This window comes from Borreliella californiensis (assembly GCF_014205885.1).
Classification (GTDB): Bacteria; Spirochaetota; Spirochaetia; order Borreliales; family Borreliaceae; genus Borreliella; species Borreliella californiensis.
Map to the genome: position 1 here is coordinate 227,793 of NZ_JACHFB010000001.1, position 16,617 is coordinate 244,409.

Genomic DNA, 16,617 nt, shown 5'->3' on the forward strand with positions numbered 1-16,617 from the left:
ATTTTAATTTTTTGTCCTTATAAATTTAATATAAAATTTTTCTATCAATATTAATAAATTTTCGTCTAACTTGAAATCATGAGTGTCTTTAAATCTGTTATAGTAATCGCAGAGTGTTATTTCACTAGTTTTTAAGAATCTTTCATGTGCTTTGCTTGTGAAATAAGCTTTTGAAGGATTTTTTATTTGCATTTTTATGAAATTCTTAAAACAATTTGAAAAATTATTGTGATTTATTTTTGTTAAAATTTTAATTATCAAGCTTTGGTAAATTGGAGTTGGATAGCTTGATATGTATGCAAATTGCATAAGCATATTTTCAATGTCTTCAATTACTATTTCTTTGTGATGATAGCAAATAGTTGTTTTTGCTGTTAAGCTTTCAAGATCAATTTTTACTTCTGTTAATGAATTGAAATTTTGTATTTCTTTTTTTATTAGCAGTCCTGTTATATATAAATCTATTTCATTTTTTATTTTATCTGGGATACTACAATAGTCTTTTTTTACAAAATTTAAATAAAAATAATCGTTTTCGACTTTATACACATTCTCAATATCTTGGTTTAATTCGAATTCTATATTTTTTTTTTGAAAATTTAGTTTTATTGTTTTACAAAATTTAATTTTGCTTTTTGTCATTACTGAAAGCTTAGGAAAGCTTTCAGTAGCATTATATTTTAATTTATTTAATCTTTTAAAGATTTCATCTACAGTCGTTTTTTGATCTATGTTGAAGGGAATGCTTCCTTGTTGTATTTCATATCTAATGTGGTTTTTAATAATTTCTATTGCTATTTTTGCATCATCTTGTTTCCCCATTATGTATTCATGAAGTAGTGTTGAATTTTTTATAAGCCTGTAAATAATTTCAATAACACTGAAAATTTGTTCTTCTTGTTTTTCTTTGATTTCATTTTCTAGTCTTATATCTTGTATTTTAACGTTTAAAGTTTTTTCATAAAAATGTTTGTAAGGGTTAGAAAGGGCGCTTTTTAATTCGTATAAATTTAGCTTAATTGGGCTTTCTAGTTTAATTTTATTTTGCTTAAACTTAATTGGTTTAGAATTTTGTAGTATTTTTGCGATATTAAAGGCTTCTAGATCATAGTTTATTAAATAACTTTCTTTTGCATCTTTAAAATATGCTAGGTCGTGGTTTTCATTTGGATGCTTTTCTATTTGAAAATTTTTTTCATACTTTTGTATGTGTTCAATTATTTTGTTGATTGTTTTTGATGTGTTAATTTCTGGGCTTAAGTTGTCTTGAAATGAGCAGTAAAGATAAAATTTTTCTGATGTTGCGAAAATCAAATTAAAAAGGGCCGTGACCGCTTCTTTTTCAATATTCTCATGTTCATAGTATTCATTTAATAAATTCATGTTATCATAATTTATATTAGAGTTGAATTCTTGAAATCCCAAAAAATGAATTTCTTTCTTTTGAAGATATTCTATTTCTTTGTAATTGGCAATCAATATTCCATTTTTTTTATACATTACTCCGTATTTTTCTTTTTCAATACTTTCTTCAAAAATAATCTTAAAAAGGCAAAATTCAATTTTTATTTCATTAATTTCTTTTAAATAATTTTTGTAAAGATTGTCATTTAAATCTTTGGGAAAATTTTTAAAGGATTTTATCTTATTTTGTAAATATTCATCGGTTGTATTAAATTCTTCAAGATCAATATATTTTTGAATAAAAATTTCTATGATTTCTGCCCATTCATATACTTTATATGCTTTATTTTTAAAATACTTTATATCTTCGTACAAACTCTTTACTATTGTTATAAGTTTGATTATTGATTCTTGATCTTGAAATCTTGTGCTTTCTTTTTGAGTTTCTTCCTCGTATTTTTCGTCAAATATTTCTGACATTAAAAATCGATTAAATCCATCTTCCCAAGAGTTTAAAAAGTTTTGATCATAGTTTAGATTTTCTTTGTGAGTGTTGTTTGCACCAAAACTAATGTTCATTGCATCGCTAAATTCTATTAAATAGTTTAATTCAGATGTTGATATATTAAATTTTTTCATTACTTTGTTGTTGCTTAGCAGGTCAAATACTTCTTTTCTGCTGAAATTGCTAATTGTTTCGTTTTTTGATATGAAAAGACCCATTAGCCTTTTTAAGGCTATTATACTTTCTCCTCTTGACAAATTGTTATAACATAGAATGCTATATTCGATTTCATATTTATTTAGGCACTCTTCTATATATGGCAAATATTCATTAAATTTTTCTTGCAAACAAGTTATTGCTATGTCGCTTAATTTCAGGTTATTTTTTTGCATTGAATGTACTATTTGATTTGTCAAAATTTCTACTTCACGTTTTTGATTTTTGGCTTCTATTATTTTAAAGCTATCGTCTAATTTTGAAATTGGAGTTTTTGCTATTATATTATTTTTAATGCTTGTTAAAAAATTTTTACCTTTAAATAATTCAATATCTATTTTTTCTAAAGCGTGATATTTTATTGGGTTAATTTTTGGTTTTGTTAACAACAATTCTTTAACAAGTGTAGATTCATAGTTTAGCAAATCTTCAAAAATTAACACATGCACTTCAAAATCGAAAATTTTTTCTAAAGAGTTAAGAATTTTTTTCTCAAGCTCTCTGTTATTGCCAATAAATATTATTTTGTTAATTTCAATTTCTATATTCTTTGTTGGTTTTTCCCTAATTATTTTTTTATGTAAGTTTAAAATATTTTTTTGCTTTTCAAAGAGCTTTCTAAATAATTCTTTTTGCATATTCTCGTAGGGTTTTAAATTTTCTTCTTGGAATAAAAATCCATTGTCTTCCCAAGTTTCAATTAGTTTTGAAAATTTTGAGTAATAATGATGGAATAAATCTATTATTTTTGATGCAAAAAAGTATCTATTCTTTATTGATTTGAAATCTTTTATGTATTTTAGTTTTTCAGTTTTCAATATGTTATATAAAATGAATTTTTCTGTTTCCAAGTAAAATGATAAAGTGTTCTCTTTTATGTATTTTTTTATATTGGGATTTTTTAAAGAAATTTCATATATGCTTTTTATAGCATTTTTTTTAATATTTAGATTATAAGAAATTCCGTTTAGTTTTGCTATAGTTTTTTTAATTTCTTCTCTTAAGAGATCATTTTTTACTATGATGAGTGTTTCTTTTTTAAAAATATTGTCGTTTTGAGTTAGTTCTTTAATTTTATTATAAATTTTATTTACTTCATTAGTTTTATATATATACATATATTAATTGTTTTTGATATCTTTTATGAGCTTGTTTTTTAATTTTCTCAAGTTTTTACTGATACTTACTTTATATATGTGGGGATTAATTATTCTTCTGTACGTATGTTCAAGTTTGCTTAAGTCAAGCTTGGTTTTATTTCTAATATTGTTTAAGCTAGACTCATAGCCTTTGCAAAGTTTCCCATTGTCTAAGACAGTGTGAATTAGAAATTCAAAATCGTCGTATTGTTTGATGATTTTGAAAATGTTATCTTGTATTGGATGAAAAACTGTAAATTCTTTTCTTAAATTTAGATGATTCTTGATTTTATCTTTTTCTTCTTTTAAAAAGACAAAATCAAGAATCATCTGGCCATTCAAATAGATTCTTGCAATTTCTTTTTGTTCAGGTAATGTGGATTTTTCTGTGTTATTTGATATTTTTATTTTTGGTATAAATTTTCCATTTTTTTCTATAGAGATCATTTTATATACCCCTGAAAGGTTTGGATCTCCTTTTGCTGTAACTAAATTTGTTCCAACACCCCAAATATCAATTGGAGCATTTATTGAATTTAAGTACATAATAATATTTTCGTCAAGCTCATTAGATGCAATAATTTTTACATGATTTAATCCATTTTGGTTTAATTCTTTTCTTGCGGCTTTACTTAAATATTCAAGATCTCCACTGTCAATTCTTATTGAAAAATTATTTTTCTCTTCTTGTTTTAGTTCTTTAAATACTTTGATGGCATTTTTTAATCCGCTGTTAAGCGTATCGTAAGTATCAATTAGTAGGCTTACTTTGTTTGGATATGTTTTTGCATATTCTCTGAATGCTTGTTCTTCGGTTTCAAAGCTCATTACCCAACTATGAGCCATTGTTCCTGTGACTGGTATATTGTATTTATATCCAGCAAGCATATTACTTGTAAAGTCTGCTCCCCCTATGTAGGCGGCCTTGCTGGCAGAGAGTGCTCCATTTATTCCTTGTGCTCTTCTTAGCCCAAGTTCTGCTAAAATTTTTGCACCAGATTCTTTTATTCTGGCAGTTTTTGTTGCTATCAAACTTTCAAAGTTTATTATATTTAAAACTAGCCCTTCTATTAATAATAATTCTATTAGGCGCCCTTCAATCACAACTACTGGTGTATAGGGGAAAACCAGACGACCTTCTTCTATTGAGCTTATTTTTACGTTTAGCTTGAATTCTCCTAGAAAGTTTAAAAATTGTTTATCTAATATATTAAAGCTTTTTAAATATTTAAGTTCATTTTCTCCAAAACGAACATTTTTTAATTCATTAATTAATGTGTGTATTCCAGCTAAAACAATGTATCCATTTTTAAACGGCGTTTTTCTAAAAAATACTTCAAATTTTGCTTTAGGATTAATACCTTTTGTAAAATAAGCATTCATCATTGAAATTTCATAAAAATCTGTAAATAGTGATAGATTTTTCATTCTCCTTATTATATACTAGTTTTGTTTATAAAAAAATGATATTTAATTTGAGTCTAGCTTTTATTGTTAATATTTATGTACATGGTTTTTCAAAATATGATAAATTGACCAGATTGGACTAAATTCTATGAAAGAAAAAAGTGTTTCTAATTTTGATATTGTAATTTTTGGAGTTACCGGGAATTTGTCTAGGAAGAAGCTTATTCCTGCACTTTTTAATTTATTTAAAAATAAATGTATTAGCAATTTTAGGGTTATTGGTTTTTCTCGTAAAGTTTTTACAGATAAAGAATTTAGATTATATATTAAAGATTCTTTATGGCAGGAAGAGACCGATTCGTTGATTGAGATTTTTTTAAATTTTTTTGTTTATGTATTTGGCGATTTTAATGAAAAGGAGCCTTATAAAAATTTATTTAAATTTTTAGATAAAAATCGAGAAACAATATATTATCTTTCGACGTCTCCCACATTTTATGGACCTATAATTAATCATTTGAAAAGGTATTTTTTAAGTGAAAGATTAACTTTGTCAAAAATAGTTCTTGAGAAACCTTTTGGCTCTAGTCTTGAGACAGCAAAAAAATTAAATAGTTTGCTTTACTCTGCCTTTAAGGAAGATCAAATTTATAGAATAGATCACTATTTAGGCAAAGAGACAGTTCAAAATATTTTTACATTTAGATTTGGAAATTCTATTTTTGAAAATATTTGGAATAATCGTTATGTTGATTTTGTTCAGATTACGGTAGCAGAAGAATTGGGTCTTGATGGAAGAGTAGAGTATTATGATTCTGTTGGAGCTTTGAAGGATATGGTTCAAAATCATATTTTACAATTGTTAAGCCTTGTTGCAATGGAGTCTCCTATTAAATTTGATTCTCAGTTTATTCATGATGAAAAAGTAAAAGTTTTAAAAAGTTTGAGGAAAATTAGCAAAGAGGATATTAAGAATTGCATTGTTAAGGGTCAATATATAGGTTCAAAAGTTCAAGGGGTTTTTAAAAAAGGCTATAAAGATGAAACAGAATTTTTGGGAAATTCAAATACCGAAACTTATTTAGCTATGAAAGTGTTTATTAATAATTGGCGTTGGTCCGGTGTTCCTTTTTATCTTAGAACTGGAAAAGGACTTGCTAGGAAATTTTCAGAAATATATATTCAATTTAAAAAACCAAGCTTTACTCTTTTTAACAATAGTTCTGTTGATTTTTCCAATGCTTTAATATTTAGGATTCAACCAAGGGATGGAATTGAGATTAAATTTAATACCAAGAAGCCTGGATATAATTATGAAATTCAAACTGCTAATATGGAATTTTCATATCACGGGACATTTAAAAGATTGTTTGATGAGGCTTATGAGCGCTTATTGTTAGATGCTTTTTTAGGGGATGGTACTTTGTATGCGACAAGTGATGAGATTGAAAGTTCTTGGGAATTTGTTTCAGATATTTCAAATAAATGGGCAGATATTAAAATTTGTAATTATTTTTATGGCTCTGAAGGGCCAAAAGAAATAGACTCTATTTTAGAAAAAGATCATTTTTGGCGCAAAATCTAATTTTCTAGTTTTTTAAAAGTTATTTTGTAAATAGATAAATGAGATAAAATTTTTTAGATAATTTATTCCCAATCCTTCTAATTTTCTAGTTTTTTAAAAGTTATTTTGTAAATAGATAAATGAGATAAAATTTTTTAGATAATTTATTCCCAATCCTTTTTATTGCTGGCTTTATTTATAACAAGTTTCCTAAGATTTTTATTTCTTGTGACTTAGCTTAGTAGTAAAGTTTTTAATAAATTTTATTTTTCCTTTTAAATATTTTAAGAGAATTGGGGATTTTTATTCTTGATTTGATTACAAATTTATGCATTAATTAATAGTTTGCGTTATCATTTAAAAATATAAGTAATCTTTTTCATAAAAACGATGCTTATATTTAAAGGATGTATATGAAAAATATTGAAGCAAGAGGACAGCCAAATTTTCTTGGACTTATTCCTTTTTTTGTTTTTATTATTATCTATTTAGGTACGGGAATTTATTTGGGAGTTCTTGGTGTAGAAATGGCCTTTTACCAGCTGCCGGCTAGTGTTGCAATGTTTTTAGCTTCCATTGTTTGTTTTTTGGTGTTTAAAGGAAGATTTTCTGATAAAATTCACATATTTATTAAAGGGGCTGCTCAGTACGATATTATACTAATGTGTCTTATTTTTATGCTTTCGGGAGCTTTCTCTTCTCTTTGCAAAGAAATAGGATGTGTTGAAACTGTAGCAAATTTGGGAATTAAATATATTAATCCCAATTGGATTGTTTCTGGTATATTTTTTGTAACCTGTTTTCTCTCTTTTTCTGCTGGTACTTCTGTTGGATCTATTGTTGCAATTGCTCCTATTGCCTTTAATATTGCTGTTAAAAGTGGTATTAATCCAAATTTAATAGCAGCATCTGTAATGTGTGGGGCCATGTTTGGAGATAATCTTTCTTTAATATCAGATACGACTATTGTATCTAGCCGAACTCAAGGTAGCAGCATCTTAGATGTTTTTATTAGTAGTAGTTTTTATGCTTTTCCATCTGCTATACTAACTTTTTTTTCTTTTTTCTTTCTTTCTGGGAATTTGCCTAATACCACAAATTTTTTACATGAAAGTTCAATAGATTTGGTGAAAACCATTCCTTATTTAATAATTATATTTTTTTCTTTGGCTGGAATGAATGTTTTTATAGTTCTTTTTTTAGGCATTTTCTCTATATGTTTTATTAGCATTTTGTATGGTAATTTATACTTTCTAGATGTAATGAAAAACATTAATAAAGGGTTTTTAAATATGGCAGATTTAATTTTTCTCTCAATTTTAACAGGGGGAGTTTCTTTTGCTGTGATTCATAATGGAGGCTTTAAATGGCTACTTATTAAATTAAAGTCTTTAATTAGAGGAAAAAGTTCAGCGGAATTTTCTATTGGGGCTTTTGTTTCAATAGTTGATGTTTTTCTTGCTAATAACACAATTGCTATACTTATTTGCGGCAAAGTAGCAAAAAAGATAGCTTTTGAAAATAATATCAGCGTTCAAAGGAGTGCTTCTATTTTAGATATGTTCTCTTGTATTTTTCAGGGCATTATTCCTTATGGTGCTCAAATGATTATTTTAGTGAGCTTTTCAAATGGACTTGTGTCGCCAATTAGTGTTTTACCATTTTTAGTTTATTTTGAATTTTTATTGTTTTTTGTTATTTTATCTATTTTGGGTCTTGATATAAAAAAACTTTTTTTATTTTTTTTAAAAAAATGAAAATTTTGAAAATTTTAAGATATGCATTGTTTAATTTTTTTTATTTTATTTAGAATAAATTGTTAATAATTATATTATATGATTTAGGAGGGTTAAAGTTGGAAAGAGATTTGAAATTGGAAAGAGAAACTAATGTAGTTCCAAATTTTTGGGGACTTATGCCTTTTTTTCTTTTCATAGGGATTTATATTGGCACAGGACTTGTTCTTTATTTTAATGGTGTAGAAAGAGCATTTTATCAAATGCCCCCCGTAGTTGCTATGTTTATTGCTATTGTTTTGACATTTATTATTTTTAGGGGATCTTTTTTGGCAAAAATGAATAAATTCATTGAGGGGTGCGCCCAACAAGATGTTATTTTTATATCTTTAATATTTATGTTGTCAGGTGCTTTTTCTGCTGTTTGTAAAGAAATAGGAAGTGTAGATGCTGTAGTAAATATTGGTCTTAAATATGTCCCATTGAATTTGTTAGTATGTGGCATTTTTTTAATTACTCTTTTTTTATCTTTTTCTACAGGAAGTTTTATGGGGACTATTGTTGCTGTTGCTCCTATTGCCTTGGAACTTGCAGATAAGGTGAACATCTCTCTTCCATTGATTGCTGGTACTATTCTTAGCGCTGGTGCATTTGGGGACAATATGTCTTTAATATCAGATACCCCTATTATTTCAAGTCATACTCAAAAGGTTAATATTGTTGATGTTTTTAAAAATGGAGCTTTTTATACGTTTCCAGCAGCAATTTTATCAAGTATTGCTTTTGCAATTTTAGGTTCTTATTATTGCAAGGCTGATAGTTTTATTATTGAGCCTGGTGAGATAAATTTTTTTAAAATTATTCCATATATTTTTGTTATGGTTGTTGCAATTTCAGGCTTTGATGTATTTTTAGCCTTGTTTTTAGGTATTGTTGTTGCTAGTATTATTGGAATTTATTACTCAGATATTACTTTTTTGTTGCTGGTGAAAAAAATCAATGAAGGATTTTTAGGTCTAGGGGAAATGTTTATTCTTGTTGTTTTTACGGGTGGAATTTCTTATATGACAATTAAGTATGGAGGGTTTGATTGGTTGTTTTTAAAATTGCAAAGAATGTCAAAGTCTAAAAGAACCTCGGAATTTGTAATTGTTGTTTTAGTTGGCATTTTGACCATGTTTCTTGCAAATAATGGACTTGCTATTTTAATGAGTGGTTCTGTTGTAAGAGCAATAACTAAGGAGAATAATTTAAACTCAAGGCGTATTGCGGCTTTACTTTGTATGTCTTCGTGCTTTTTTTTAAGCATTTTGCCTCATAGTATGCATGTTATAGCTCTTGTAGATTTTACAAAAGGCAAGCTTTCTCCTTTTGACATTTTTCCGTTTTTAATTTATCAAGGATTTTTGGTCTTATTGATTGCTTTATCTATAATTGGACTTGATATAAAATTAGTATTTAAACCTTTTTTAAAAAAATAGCCACTAAACTTAAAAGCTTTAAATTTTAAAAGCTTTTAAGTTCTGTTGAATTTAAATATTTAAATTCAAGAAGATAGATTTAAATATATTTTGAGGATTTCTTCTTTTATTTTTTTAGGTATTTTTTTAAAAATTTCAAATTTGGAAAAATCTTTTGGTATAAATTTTTCTTCTAAATATAATTTCATTTCGGGATTATTTTTTGCTTCTTCTTCTATTCTTTTTATTACGTTTTTGTTTGGAGAATTATATCTAGTTTCTTTGAAATTTTTGTAAGATGGTTCATTCTCATATAGAAAGTTTATAAACTTGTAAGCCAATTGTTTATTTGGAGCATCAATAGGAATTACAAATGCGTCTATCCATAAATTGGTGTTTTCTGGTGCGTAAAAATCTAAGTTTTTGTCTTTTAACATAGCGCTTTGTGCTTCACCGCTCCATGTGAGTTGAATAGATGCTTCTCCATTTAGCATTAATGATTTTGCAGGCACATCTGAGAAATATCCAATTAATAGTGGATTTTGGATTTTTAAAAGTTTTCCAGCTTCTTTAATTTTATCTGTATCATGTTCATTTATCGAATATCCAAGTTTTTTTAAAGCAACTCCAATATTGTCTTTAGGGGAATCTAGCATTGTAATCTCTTTTTTGTATTTTTTATTAAATAATATGTCAAAACCTTGCATGTCATTTAAATCTATTTTAGTTTTGTTATAAAGTATTCCCATTAATCCCCAATAGGCTGGCACTGAATAAAGATTGCCAGGATCATGTTCTAGGTTTGTAAGATTTTGAGTAATATTTTTTGTTACATTTGGCAATTTTGAGTAATCTAATTTTTCAATTTTGCCTTCATCGATTAATTCTTGGATTAAATATTCTGATGGAACTATTATATCGTAGTAATTCCTTGTGTTATTAAATTTAGCCATCATTTCTTCATTGTTGTGAAAGATTTCATAATTAATTTTTATATTGTTTTCCTTTTCAAATTGATCTAATAAAGTTTCGTCAATATATTCTGCCCAATTAAATACGTTTAAAGTTATGGTGTCTTTGTTAGTGCAATCGAAAGTTGTAAGAATTGCTATTAATATAAAAATTTTTTTCATAAGTACCCCTTTTTTTCATTTTAAAGCTCAGCATCTGTTGTTAATTTTTTAATTCCTATAAATTTATTAATAATAAACAAAAGGCTCAATATTGTAAAAAACAATATTGCAGAAATAGCATTTATTACGGGTTTGATGCCCCTTTTTGTTAGCGAGTTTATTAAGATAGATAAATTATTAAATCCCTGCCCAGTAGTGAAAAATGATATCAGAAAATCATCTATTGATAATGTGAAGGCAATAAGAGCCCCAGTTGCTATGCTTCCGACGATTTCCGGATAAATTATATTGAAGAATATCTGAATTTCTGAGGCTCCAAGATCTTTGGCAGCATCAATAATATTGTTGGGAAGAGAATATAATTTGGGTAAAATTATTATTACTACGTATGGTGTTGAAAAAATTATATGTGATATTAGCATTGTGGAAAATCCCAATTGCATTTTTATTGTAGAATAAAATGTCATTAAGCTTATTCCTGTTACGATGTCAGGATTAATTATTGTTATTTTATTTGCTGATAATAATATTGTTTTTAATTTTTTGTTTTCTGATTTATAAATTGCATAAGCACCAATAATTCCAATAACAACAGAGGTCAAAGATGAGATTGTAGCTATTAAAATGGTGTTAAATATTGCTGATTTGATTTGACTTGAGGCAAAAATTTCTTTATACCATTTTAGACTAAATCCTTGCCATATAAAACCACTGTCACCAGAGTTAAAAGAATAAATTATTAAGATTATTATTGGAAGGTAAATAAAGCTGAGTATTAGAAATAAGAAAATGTTTTTAAAGGCCCTAAACATATTTTACTCCCCATTATTTTTTCGCATTAATTTTAATATTATTAAATTAAAAATTAATATTACTAACATTAAAATAAATGAAATTGCAGCTCCAGTATTCCAGTCTTCTATAAAGAGAAACTGTTTACTTATTAGATTTCCTATTAAAATTTGTTTAGAGCCTCCTAGCAAATCTGAAATGATAAATACCGTAATTGAAGGAATAAATACCATAATTATTCCTGTTGCTAGGTAAGAGAGCGTTAGGGGTATTTTTATATAAAGCAATATTTGCCACATTCTTGCTCCAAGATCTTGTGCCGCTTCAATGTATTCTGGTTTAATTTTTAAAAGTCCTGTGTATATTGGCAAGATCATGAAAGGCAGAAAATTGTATACCATGCCTATTGTAACAGCCTGTTCATTATAAAGAAGATCTAAAGTTCCAATTCCGATCTTTTCAAATAAGTTATTGATGAATCCGTTTTTTCCAAGTATTCTCATCCAGGCATAAGTTCTAAGCAGTGTATTTATCCACATCGGAAGTATTATCATGATTATTAATTTATTTTGAGCACTTTTTTTTGATAATGAAATTATCCAGGCGGCAGGATAGCCTATTAAAATGCAAAAAATTGTTGCTATTGTTGCGAGTTTTAGACTTCTTGAAAAGATATTAAGATAACTTGGATTTAAAAGTTCAATGAAATTATAGATTGTAAATTCGTGTTTTTCATTTAAAAATCCAAGCAATATTATTATTAGTAAGGGGAAAATACTAAATGTTAATAGGAATATAGAATATATGATTAATATCAATTTTTTCACAACCATTATTCCTTGTGCATAACATGAATGTCATCAGGTTCTAAGAATATGTCAACCTCTTCTCCAACTTTTGTAAGTCTTGTGCTTTGAACTATCCAATTTGTTTTTTGAATTTCTAGAGTCATTTCGTAATGAACTCCTTGAAAAATTGCTGATGTTATAGTTCCGCTTAAATGCCCTTTTCCTTTTGGAAGAAGTTTTACATCTTCTGGGCGTATTACAAGGTCAACTGCTTCTTCAGCTTCAAATCCCTTGTCAAGGCATTCAAATTCATGGCCTAGCAAACTTACAACTAGTTCTTTTTTGTATGTTCCATCAAAAATATTACTTTCTCCGATAAAATCGGCTACAAATTTTGTTTTAGGCTCATTGTAAATTTCTTCAGGTGTTCCTACTTGTAAAATTATTCCTTCATTCATTACAACAATTCTATCACTCATTGTTAATGCTTCTTCTTGATCATGAGTAACGTATATGAATGTGATTCCAAGTTGGCGTTGTATTTTTTTTAATTCTTTTTGCATTTCTTGCCGCATTTTTAAATCAAGAGCAGAAAGTGGTTCATCTAGCAATAAAAGCCTGGGTTCCATTACTATTGCTCTTGCTATTGCAACTCTTTGTTTTTGCCCTCCTGATAGTTCGTTAATATTTCTGTATGCATATTTTGGCATTCCTATTAATGAGAGAGATGTTTTTACTTTTTCTTTGATTATATCTTTTGGCGTTTTTTTCATTCTAAGTCCAAATGAAATATTGTCAAAAACATTCATATGGGGGAAAAGCGCATAATTTTGAAATACAGTATTAATTTCTCTTTTGTTTGGGTTAGTTTTAGATATTTCTTTAGAAAAAAAATAAATTTCTCCATTTTTTTGATTTAAAAAACCACCCAATATTTTTATTAATGTTGTTTTCCCACACCCAGATGGGCCTAGTAATGTGATAAACTCATTTTTTTTAATTTTTAAATTAATGCTATCTAAAGTTTTGTTTCCATTGTTATCATAATAATGACTTAGATTTTTAATCTCTAGGATACAATTATCCAACTAATTCCAACCTCCTTATGGCTGTATTAATACAAATCAAGATTATACTTAATATTATTATTTATGTAAATGCTTTTTTAAAAGGCATTATAATTCTTGTCAAGAATTATTTTGCCAAATTTACCTTCTCTGAATTCCTTGATTAATATTTTTGATGCTTTCTCAAGGTTAAGCTCATTTTTTTTACCGATTAATTTTCTTGCTTTTGCAAAATTTTGTAGAATATCAAGTGAATTTTTATGATATATTTTGTATTTTTTTAGTAGAATATTTTTGTTATTTTGATCCATTATTTCAAGTAAATACAATGCAAGATCTATATTATCTACTATTTCATTTTTGATCATATCCAATATTGCAAGTTTTTTTGCAATCGATTGGTCTATTAGATTATGCCATAAAATTCCCGGCATATCAAAAAGATTGATTTCTTCATTTATTTTTACTATTTGTATATTTTTAGTATATCCAGGTTTATTAGCAACTTTTGCACTCTTTTTTCCGGATAATAGATTTATTATTGAAGATTTTCCAACATTTGGGACTCCAATAATCAAAACCTTTATTTTTTCTTTATAATTTTTTATCTTTTTAACAATGGCCAATTTTTTAATAATATCTATTATTTGCTTGCGCATTCCTTTTTTGTAGATATTGCTTATTATTACAGTATTACCTAGATTTTCGAAATATTTTTTCCATTTTATAATTTCTGATATTTGAGCAATATCAGATTTATGTAAAAGAATTATTTTAGCTTGATTTTTAATAATTTTTTCAGTTAATGGATTTTTACTACTAAATGGAGCTCTAGCATCAAGTATTTCTAGCACAATATTAGCTTTTTGTAAATTATTCTTTATTAGATCTAAGGCCCTTTTCATATGTCCAGGAAACCAGTTGATTTTATTTGCCATGCCTAAATTATAGCTTAATGTTTATTGGATAATAAATTATTTTTGTTTTTATGTTGATAATTTATGTTAATTCCCTTTAAAAGAATTGTTTTTTTTAAAGAAAAAATATAATCTGTATTTGAGTTTTTATATTTTTTTAAAAAAATAAATTTTATAGGAGGTTTGATTATTATTGCAAAAATCAAAAGAGGGTTAATAGTATCTTGTCAAGCTCTTGAAAACGAGCCTTTACACAGTAGTTTTATTATGTCTAAAATGGCTTTAGCAGCTAAAATAGGTGGAGCTATTGGAATAAGAGCCAACGGAGTTGATGATATTAGCCAGATTAAGTTGGAAGTTGATTTGCCAATAATAGGTATTATTAAAAAAAATTATAATAATTGTGATGTGTTTATTACTCCTACCATGAAAGAGATTGATGAGCTTTGTAATGAAGGGGTAGATATAATTGCCCTTGATGCCACTTTTAGGAATAGGCCTAATGGCGTACTACTTGATGATTTTTTTGAAAATATTAAAAAAAAATATCCAAAGCAGTGTTTGATGGCAGATATTTCTTCTTTAGATGAAGCTATTAATGCCGATAAATTGGGATTTGATTTTATTGGAACAACTTTGTATGGCTATACAAAAAGTACTAATGGTTTTAATATTGCAGACAATGATTTTAATTTTTTAAAAACCTTACTTAATTCTAATTTGAAAGCTACTTTAATAGTGGAAGGGAAGATAGATACACCCCTAAAAGCTCAAAAATGCTTTGAAATGGGGGTTGATTTAGTAGTTGTGGGTGGTGCTATTACAAGGCCTGCTGAGATTACTAAAAAATTTGTAGAAAAAATAAATCAGATTAAAAAATAATTTTAAACAGTTGAATTAATTTATTTTTTATTTTAGGAGGGTTTTATGTTAAAGGGTTTTGAACAAGCTCAAAAATTTGGACGTTCTTTTATGCTTCCCATTGCTATTTTGCCAGCAGCAGGGCTGCTTTTAGGAATTGGAGGCTCTCTTTCTAATCCAGAAACTGTTAAGTCGTATTCTTTTTTGAATATATTTTTATTGCAATCAGTTTTCAAAATAATGAGTGCCTCAGGTTCTATTATTTTTTCAAATTTAGCACCAATATTTTCTATTGGAATTGCTGTTGGACTTGCTAAATCAGATAAAGGTACATCCGGAATTGCAGCATTTATTGGCTATCTTGTAATGAATGCTACTATTGGGGTTTTAATTGATGTGTCAGGCAAAGCGGAGTCTTTTTCTAGTGGCGCTGTGGGTTTTGTTCTCGGGATTAAGACTTTAGAAACGGGGGTTTTTGGAGGGATTGTAGTTGGTATTTTGACTTATTATCTTCATTCTAGGTTTAACAAGGTAGATTTGCCCAAGGTCCTTGGATTTTTTTCTGGATCTAGATTTGTGCCGATTGTTGTTTCTTTTTCTAGTATTTTTCTTGCTGTTATTATGTTTCTTTTTTGGCCATTTGTACAAAATGGAATTAATAAAGTAGGAGGCTTGGTAGATTCAACCGGTTATATTGGAACGCTTATTTATGGAATTTTTTTAAGAATGCTTGGACCTTTTGGCCTTCATCATATATTTTATTTGCCATTTTGGACAACAGGCCTTGGGGGATCTGTTATTATTGATGGAAGGTTAATCGAAGGGACTCAGAACATTTTCTTTGCAGAGCTTGCTGCTCAAGGTACAAATAGATTTTTTATTGGAACTAGTCGTTTTATGAGTGGACGATATATTACCATGATGTTTGGTTTACCTGGAGCTGCACTTGCTCTATATTACACCGCAAAGCGTGAGGAGAGAACAAAAGTTTTTGGTCTTTTGATGTCCTCAGCTTTAACATCATTTTTGACAGGTATAACTGAACCTCTTGAATTTTCTTTTCTTTTTGTAGCCCCTATTCTTTATGTTGTTCATGCTACATTTGATGGATTTGCTTTCATGCTGGCGCATATTCTTCAAATTACAATAGGTCAAACTTTTTCTGGAGGGTTTATTGATTTTATTCTTTTTGGTATTTTGCAGGGAAATTCAAGAACTAATTGGCTTTTAGTACCAGTTGTAGGCATTATTTGGTTTTTTCTTTACTATGTTACTTTTATATTTTTAATAAATAAGTTTGATTTTAAAACTCCCGGCAGAACGCAAGATTTAAGTTCTGAGGATTCTCTAAGTTCTAAGAGTAGTAGTGAATTTGAAGAGAATTATGCTACTAAGGTTATTATCGGGCTTGGTGGCGCTTCAAATATTGTTGAGCTTGATTGTTGTGCAACTAGGCTAAGAATTACAGTAAAAGATGTTCTTAAAGTTTCTGAAAAAATTTTAAAAAAAACCGGTTCTAAAGGAGTAATTATTAAGGGCAATGGAGTTCAGGTAGTTTACGGACCAGGTGTTAGTGTCCTTAAGAATGAAATAGAAGAATTGCTAGAGGATTGATTTTTTTAAATAAG

Annotated in this window: 12 protein-coding genes; 5 read left to right on the top strand and 7 right to left on the bottom strand. The window is 27.6% G+C overall.

The genetic code is table 11. The features are described from left to right. Positions 1-3 precede the first annotated feature (3 nt). Together HNP67_RS01110 and HNP67_RS01115 are read right to left on the bottom strand one after the other, a co-directional pair. The gene (locus HNP67_RS01110) at positions 4-3,243 is read right to left on the bottom strand and encodes a PD-(D/E)XK nuclease family protein (protein ID WP_184124185.1); all 3,240 of its coding nucleotides are present in this window, start codon (positions 3,241-3,243) and stop codon (positions 4-6) included. Between the two features lie 3 nt (positions 3,244-3,246). After that, complete coding sequence (locus HNP67_RS01115; protein ID WP_184124187.1) at positions 3,247-4,692, bottom strand: nicotinate phosphoribosyltransferase; 1,446 nt, start codon at positions 4,690-4,692, stop codon at positions 3,247-3,249. A 127-nt stretch (positions 4,693-4,819) separates the two neighbouring features. Between HNP67_RS01115 and zwf the strand changes: the two genes are divergently transcribed. The 3 genes from zwf to HNP67_RS01130 all read left to right on the top strand — a co-directional run bounded on the left by zwf (position 4,820) and on the right by HNP67_RS01130 (position 9,452). After that, on the top strand, positions 4,820-6,256 hold the full coding sequence (gene zwf, locus HNP67_RS01120) for a glucose-6-phosphate dehydrogenase (RefSeq protein WP_184124189.1): 1,437 nt from the start codon (positions 4,820-4,822) through the stop codon (positions 6,254-6,256). A 392-nt stretch (positions 6,257-6,648) separates the two neighbouring features. Continuing rightward, positions 6,649-7,992, top strand: a complete 1,344-nt coding sequence (locus HNP67_RS01125) for a Na+/H+ antiporter NhaC family protein (RefSeq protein WP_184124191.1) — start codon at positions 6,649-6,651, stop codon at positions 7,990-7,992. 116 nt (positions 7,993-8,108) lie between these two features. After that, entirely contained in the window at positions 8,109-9,452 is a 1,344-nt protein-coding gene (locus HNP67_RS01130) for a Na+/H+ antiporter NhaC family protein (protein ID WP_184124543.1), read from the top strand. Between the two features lie 65 nt (positions 9,453-9,517). On the opposite strand, the gene HNP67_RS01135 is transcribed toward HNP67_RS01130, so the two are convergent. From HNP67_RS01135 to ylqF, 5 genes are all read right to left on the bottom strand, one after another. Then, positions 9,518-10,564 (bottom strand): ABC transporter substrate-binding protein, encoded by a 1,047-nt coding sequence (locus HNP67_RS01135; RefSeq protein WP_184124193.1) that lies wholly within the window; start codon positions 10,562-10,564, stop codon positions 9,518-9,520. Positions 10,565-10,584: 20 nt separating this feature from the next. Continuing rightward, positions 10,585-11,376: an ABC transporter permease gene (locus tag HNP67_RS01140; protein WP_184124195.1), complete on the bottom strand. Its 792-nt coding sequence runs from the start codon at positions 11,374-11,376 to the stop codon at positions 10,585-10,587. A 3-nt stretch (positions 11,377-11,379) separates the two neighbouring features. Next, positions 11,380-12,183 (bottom strand): ABC transporter permease, encoded by an 804-nt coding sequence (locus HNP67_RS01145; protein ID WP_184124197.1) that lies wholly within the window; start codon positions 12,181-12,183, stop codon positions 11,380-11,382. A 5-nt stretch (positions 12,184-12,188) separates the two neighbouring features. Next, a complete protein-coding gene (locus tag HNP67_RS01150) occupies positions 12,189-13,232 on the bottom strand; it encodes an ABC transporter ATP-binding protein (RefSeq protein ID WP_184124199.1) in 1,044 nt (347 codons plus the stop codon). 77 nt (positions 13,233-13,309) lie between these two features. Further along, complete coding sequence (ylqF, locus tag HNP67_RS01155; protein ID WP_184124201.1) at positions 13,310-14,149, bottom strand: ribosome biogenesis GTPase YlqF; 840 nt, start codon at positions 14,147-14,149, stop codon at positions 13,310-13,312. Between the two features lie 162 nt (positions 14,150-14,311). Between ylqF and HNP67_RS01160 the strand changes: the two genes are divergently transcribed. Both HNP67_RS01160 and HNP67_RS01165 read left to right on the top strand, forming a co-directional pair. Beyond that, positions 14,312-15,010 carry an N-acetylmannosamine-6-phosphate 2-epimerase gene (locus HNP67_RS01160; RefSeq protein WP_184124203.1) on the top strand — a complete coding sequence of 233 codons (699 nt, stop codon included), beginning with the start codon at positions 14,312-14,314 and terminating at the stop codon, positions 15,008-15,010. A 45-nt stretch (positions 15,011-15,055) separates the two neighbouring features. After that, entirely contained in the window at positions 15,056-16,603 is a 1,548-nt protein-coding gene (locus HNP67_RS01165; protein ID WP_184124204.1) for a maltose/glucose-specific PTS transporter subunit IIC, read from the top strand. Positions 16,604-16,617: the final 14 nt, after the last annotated feature.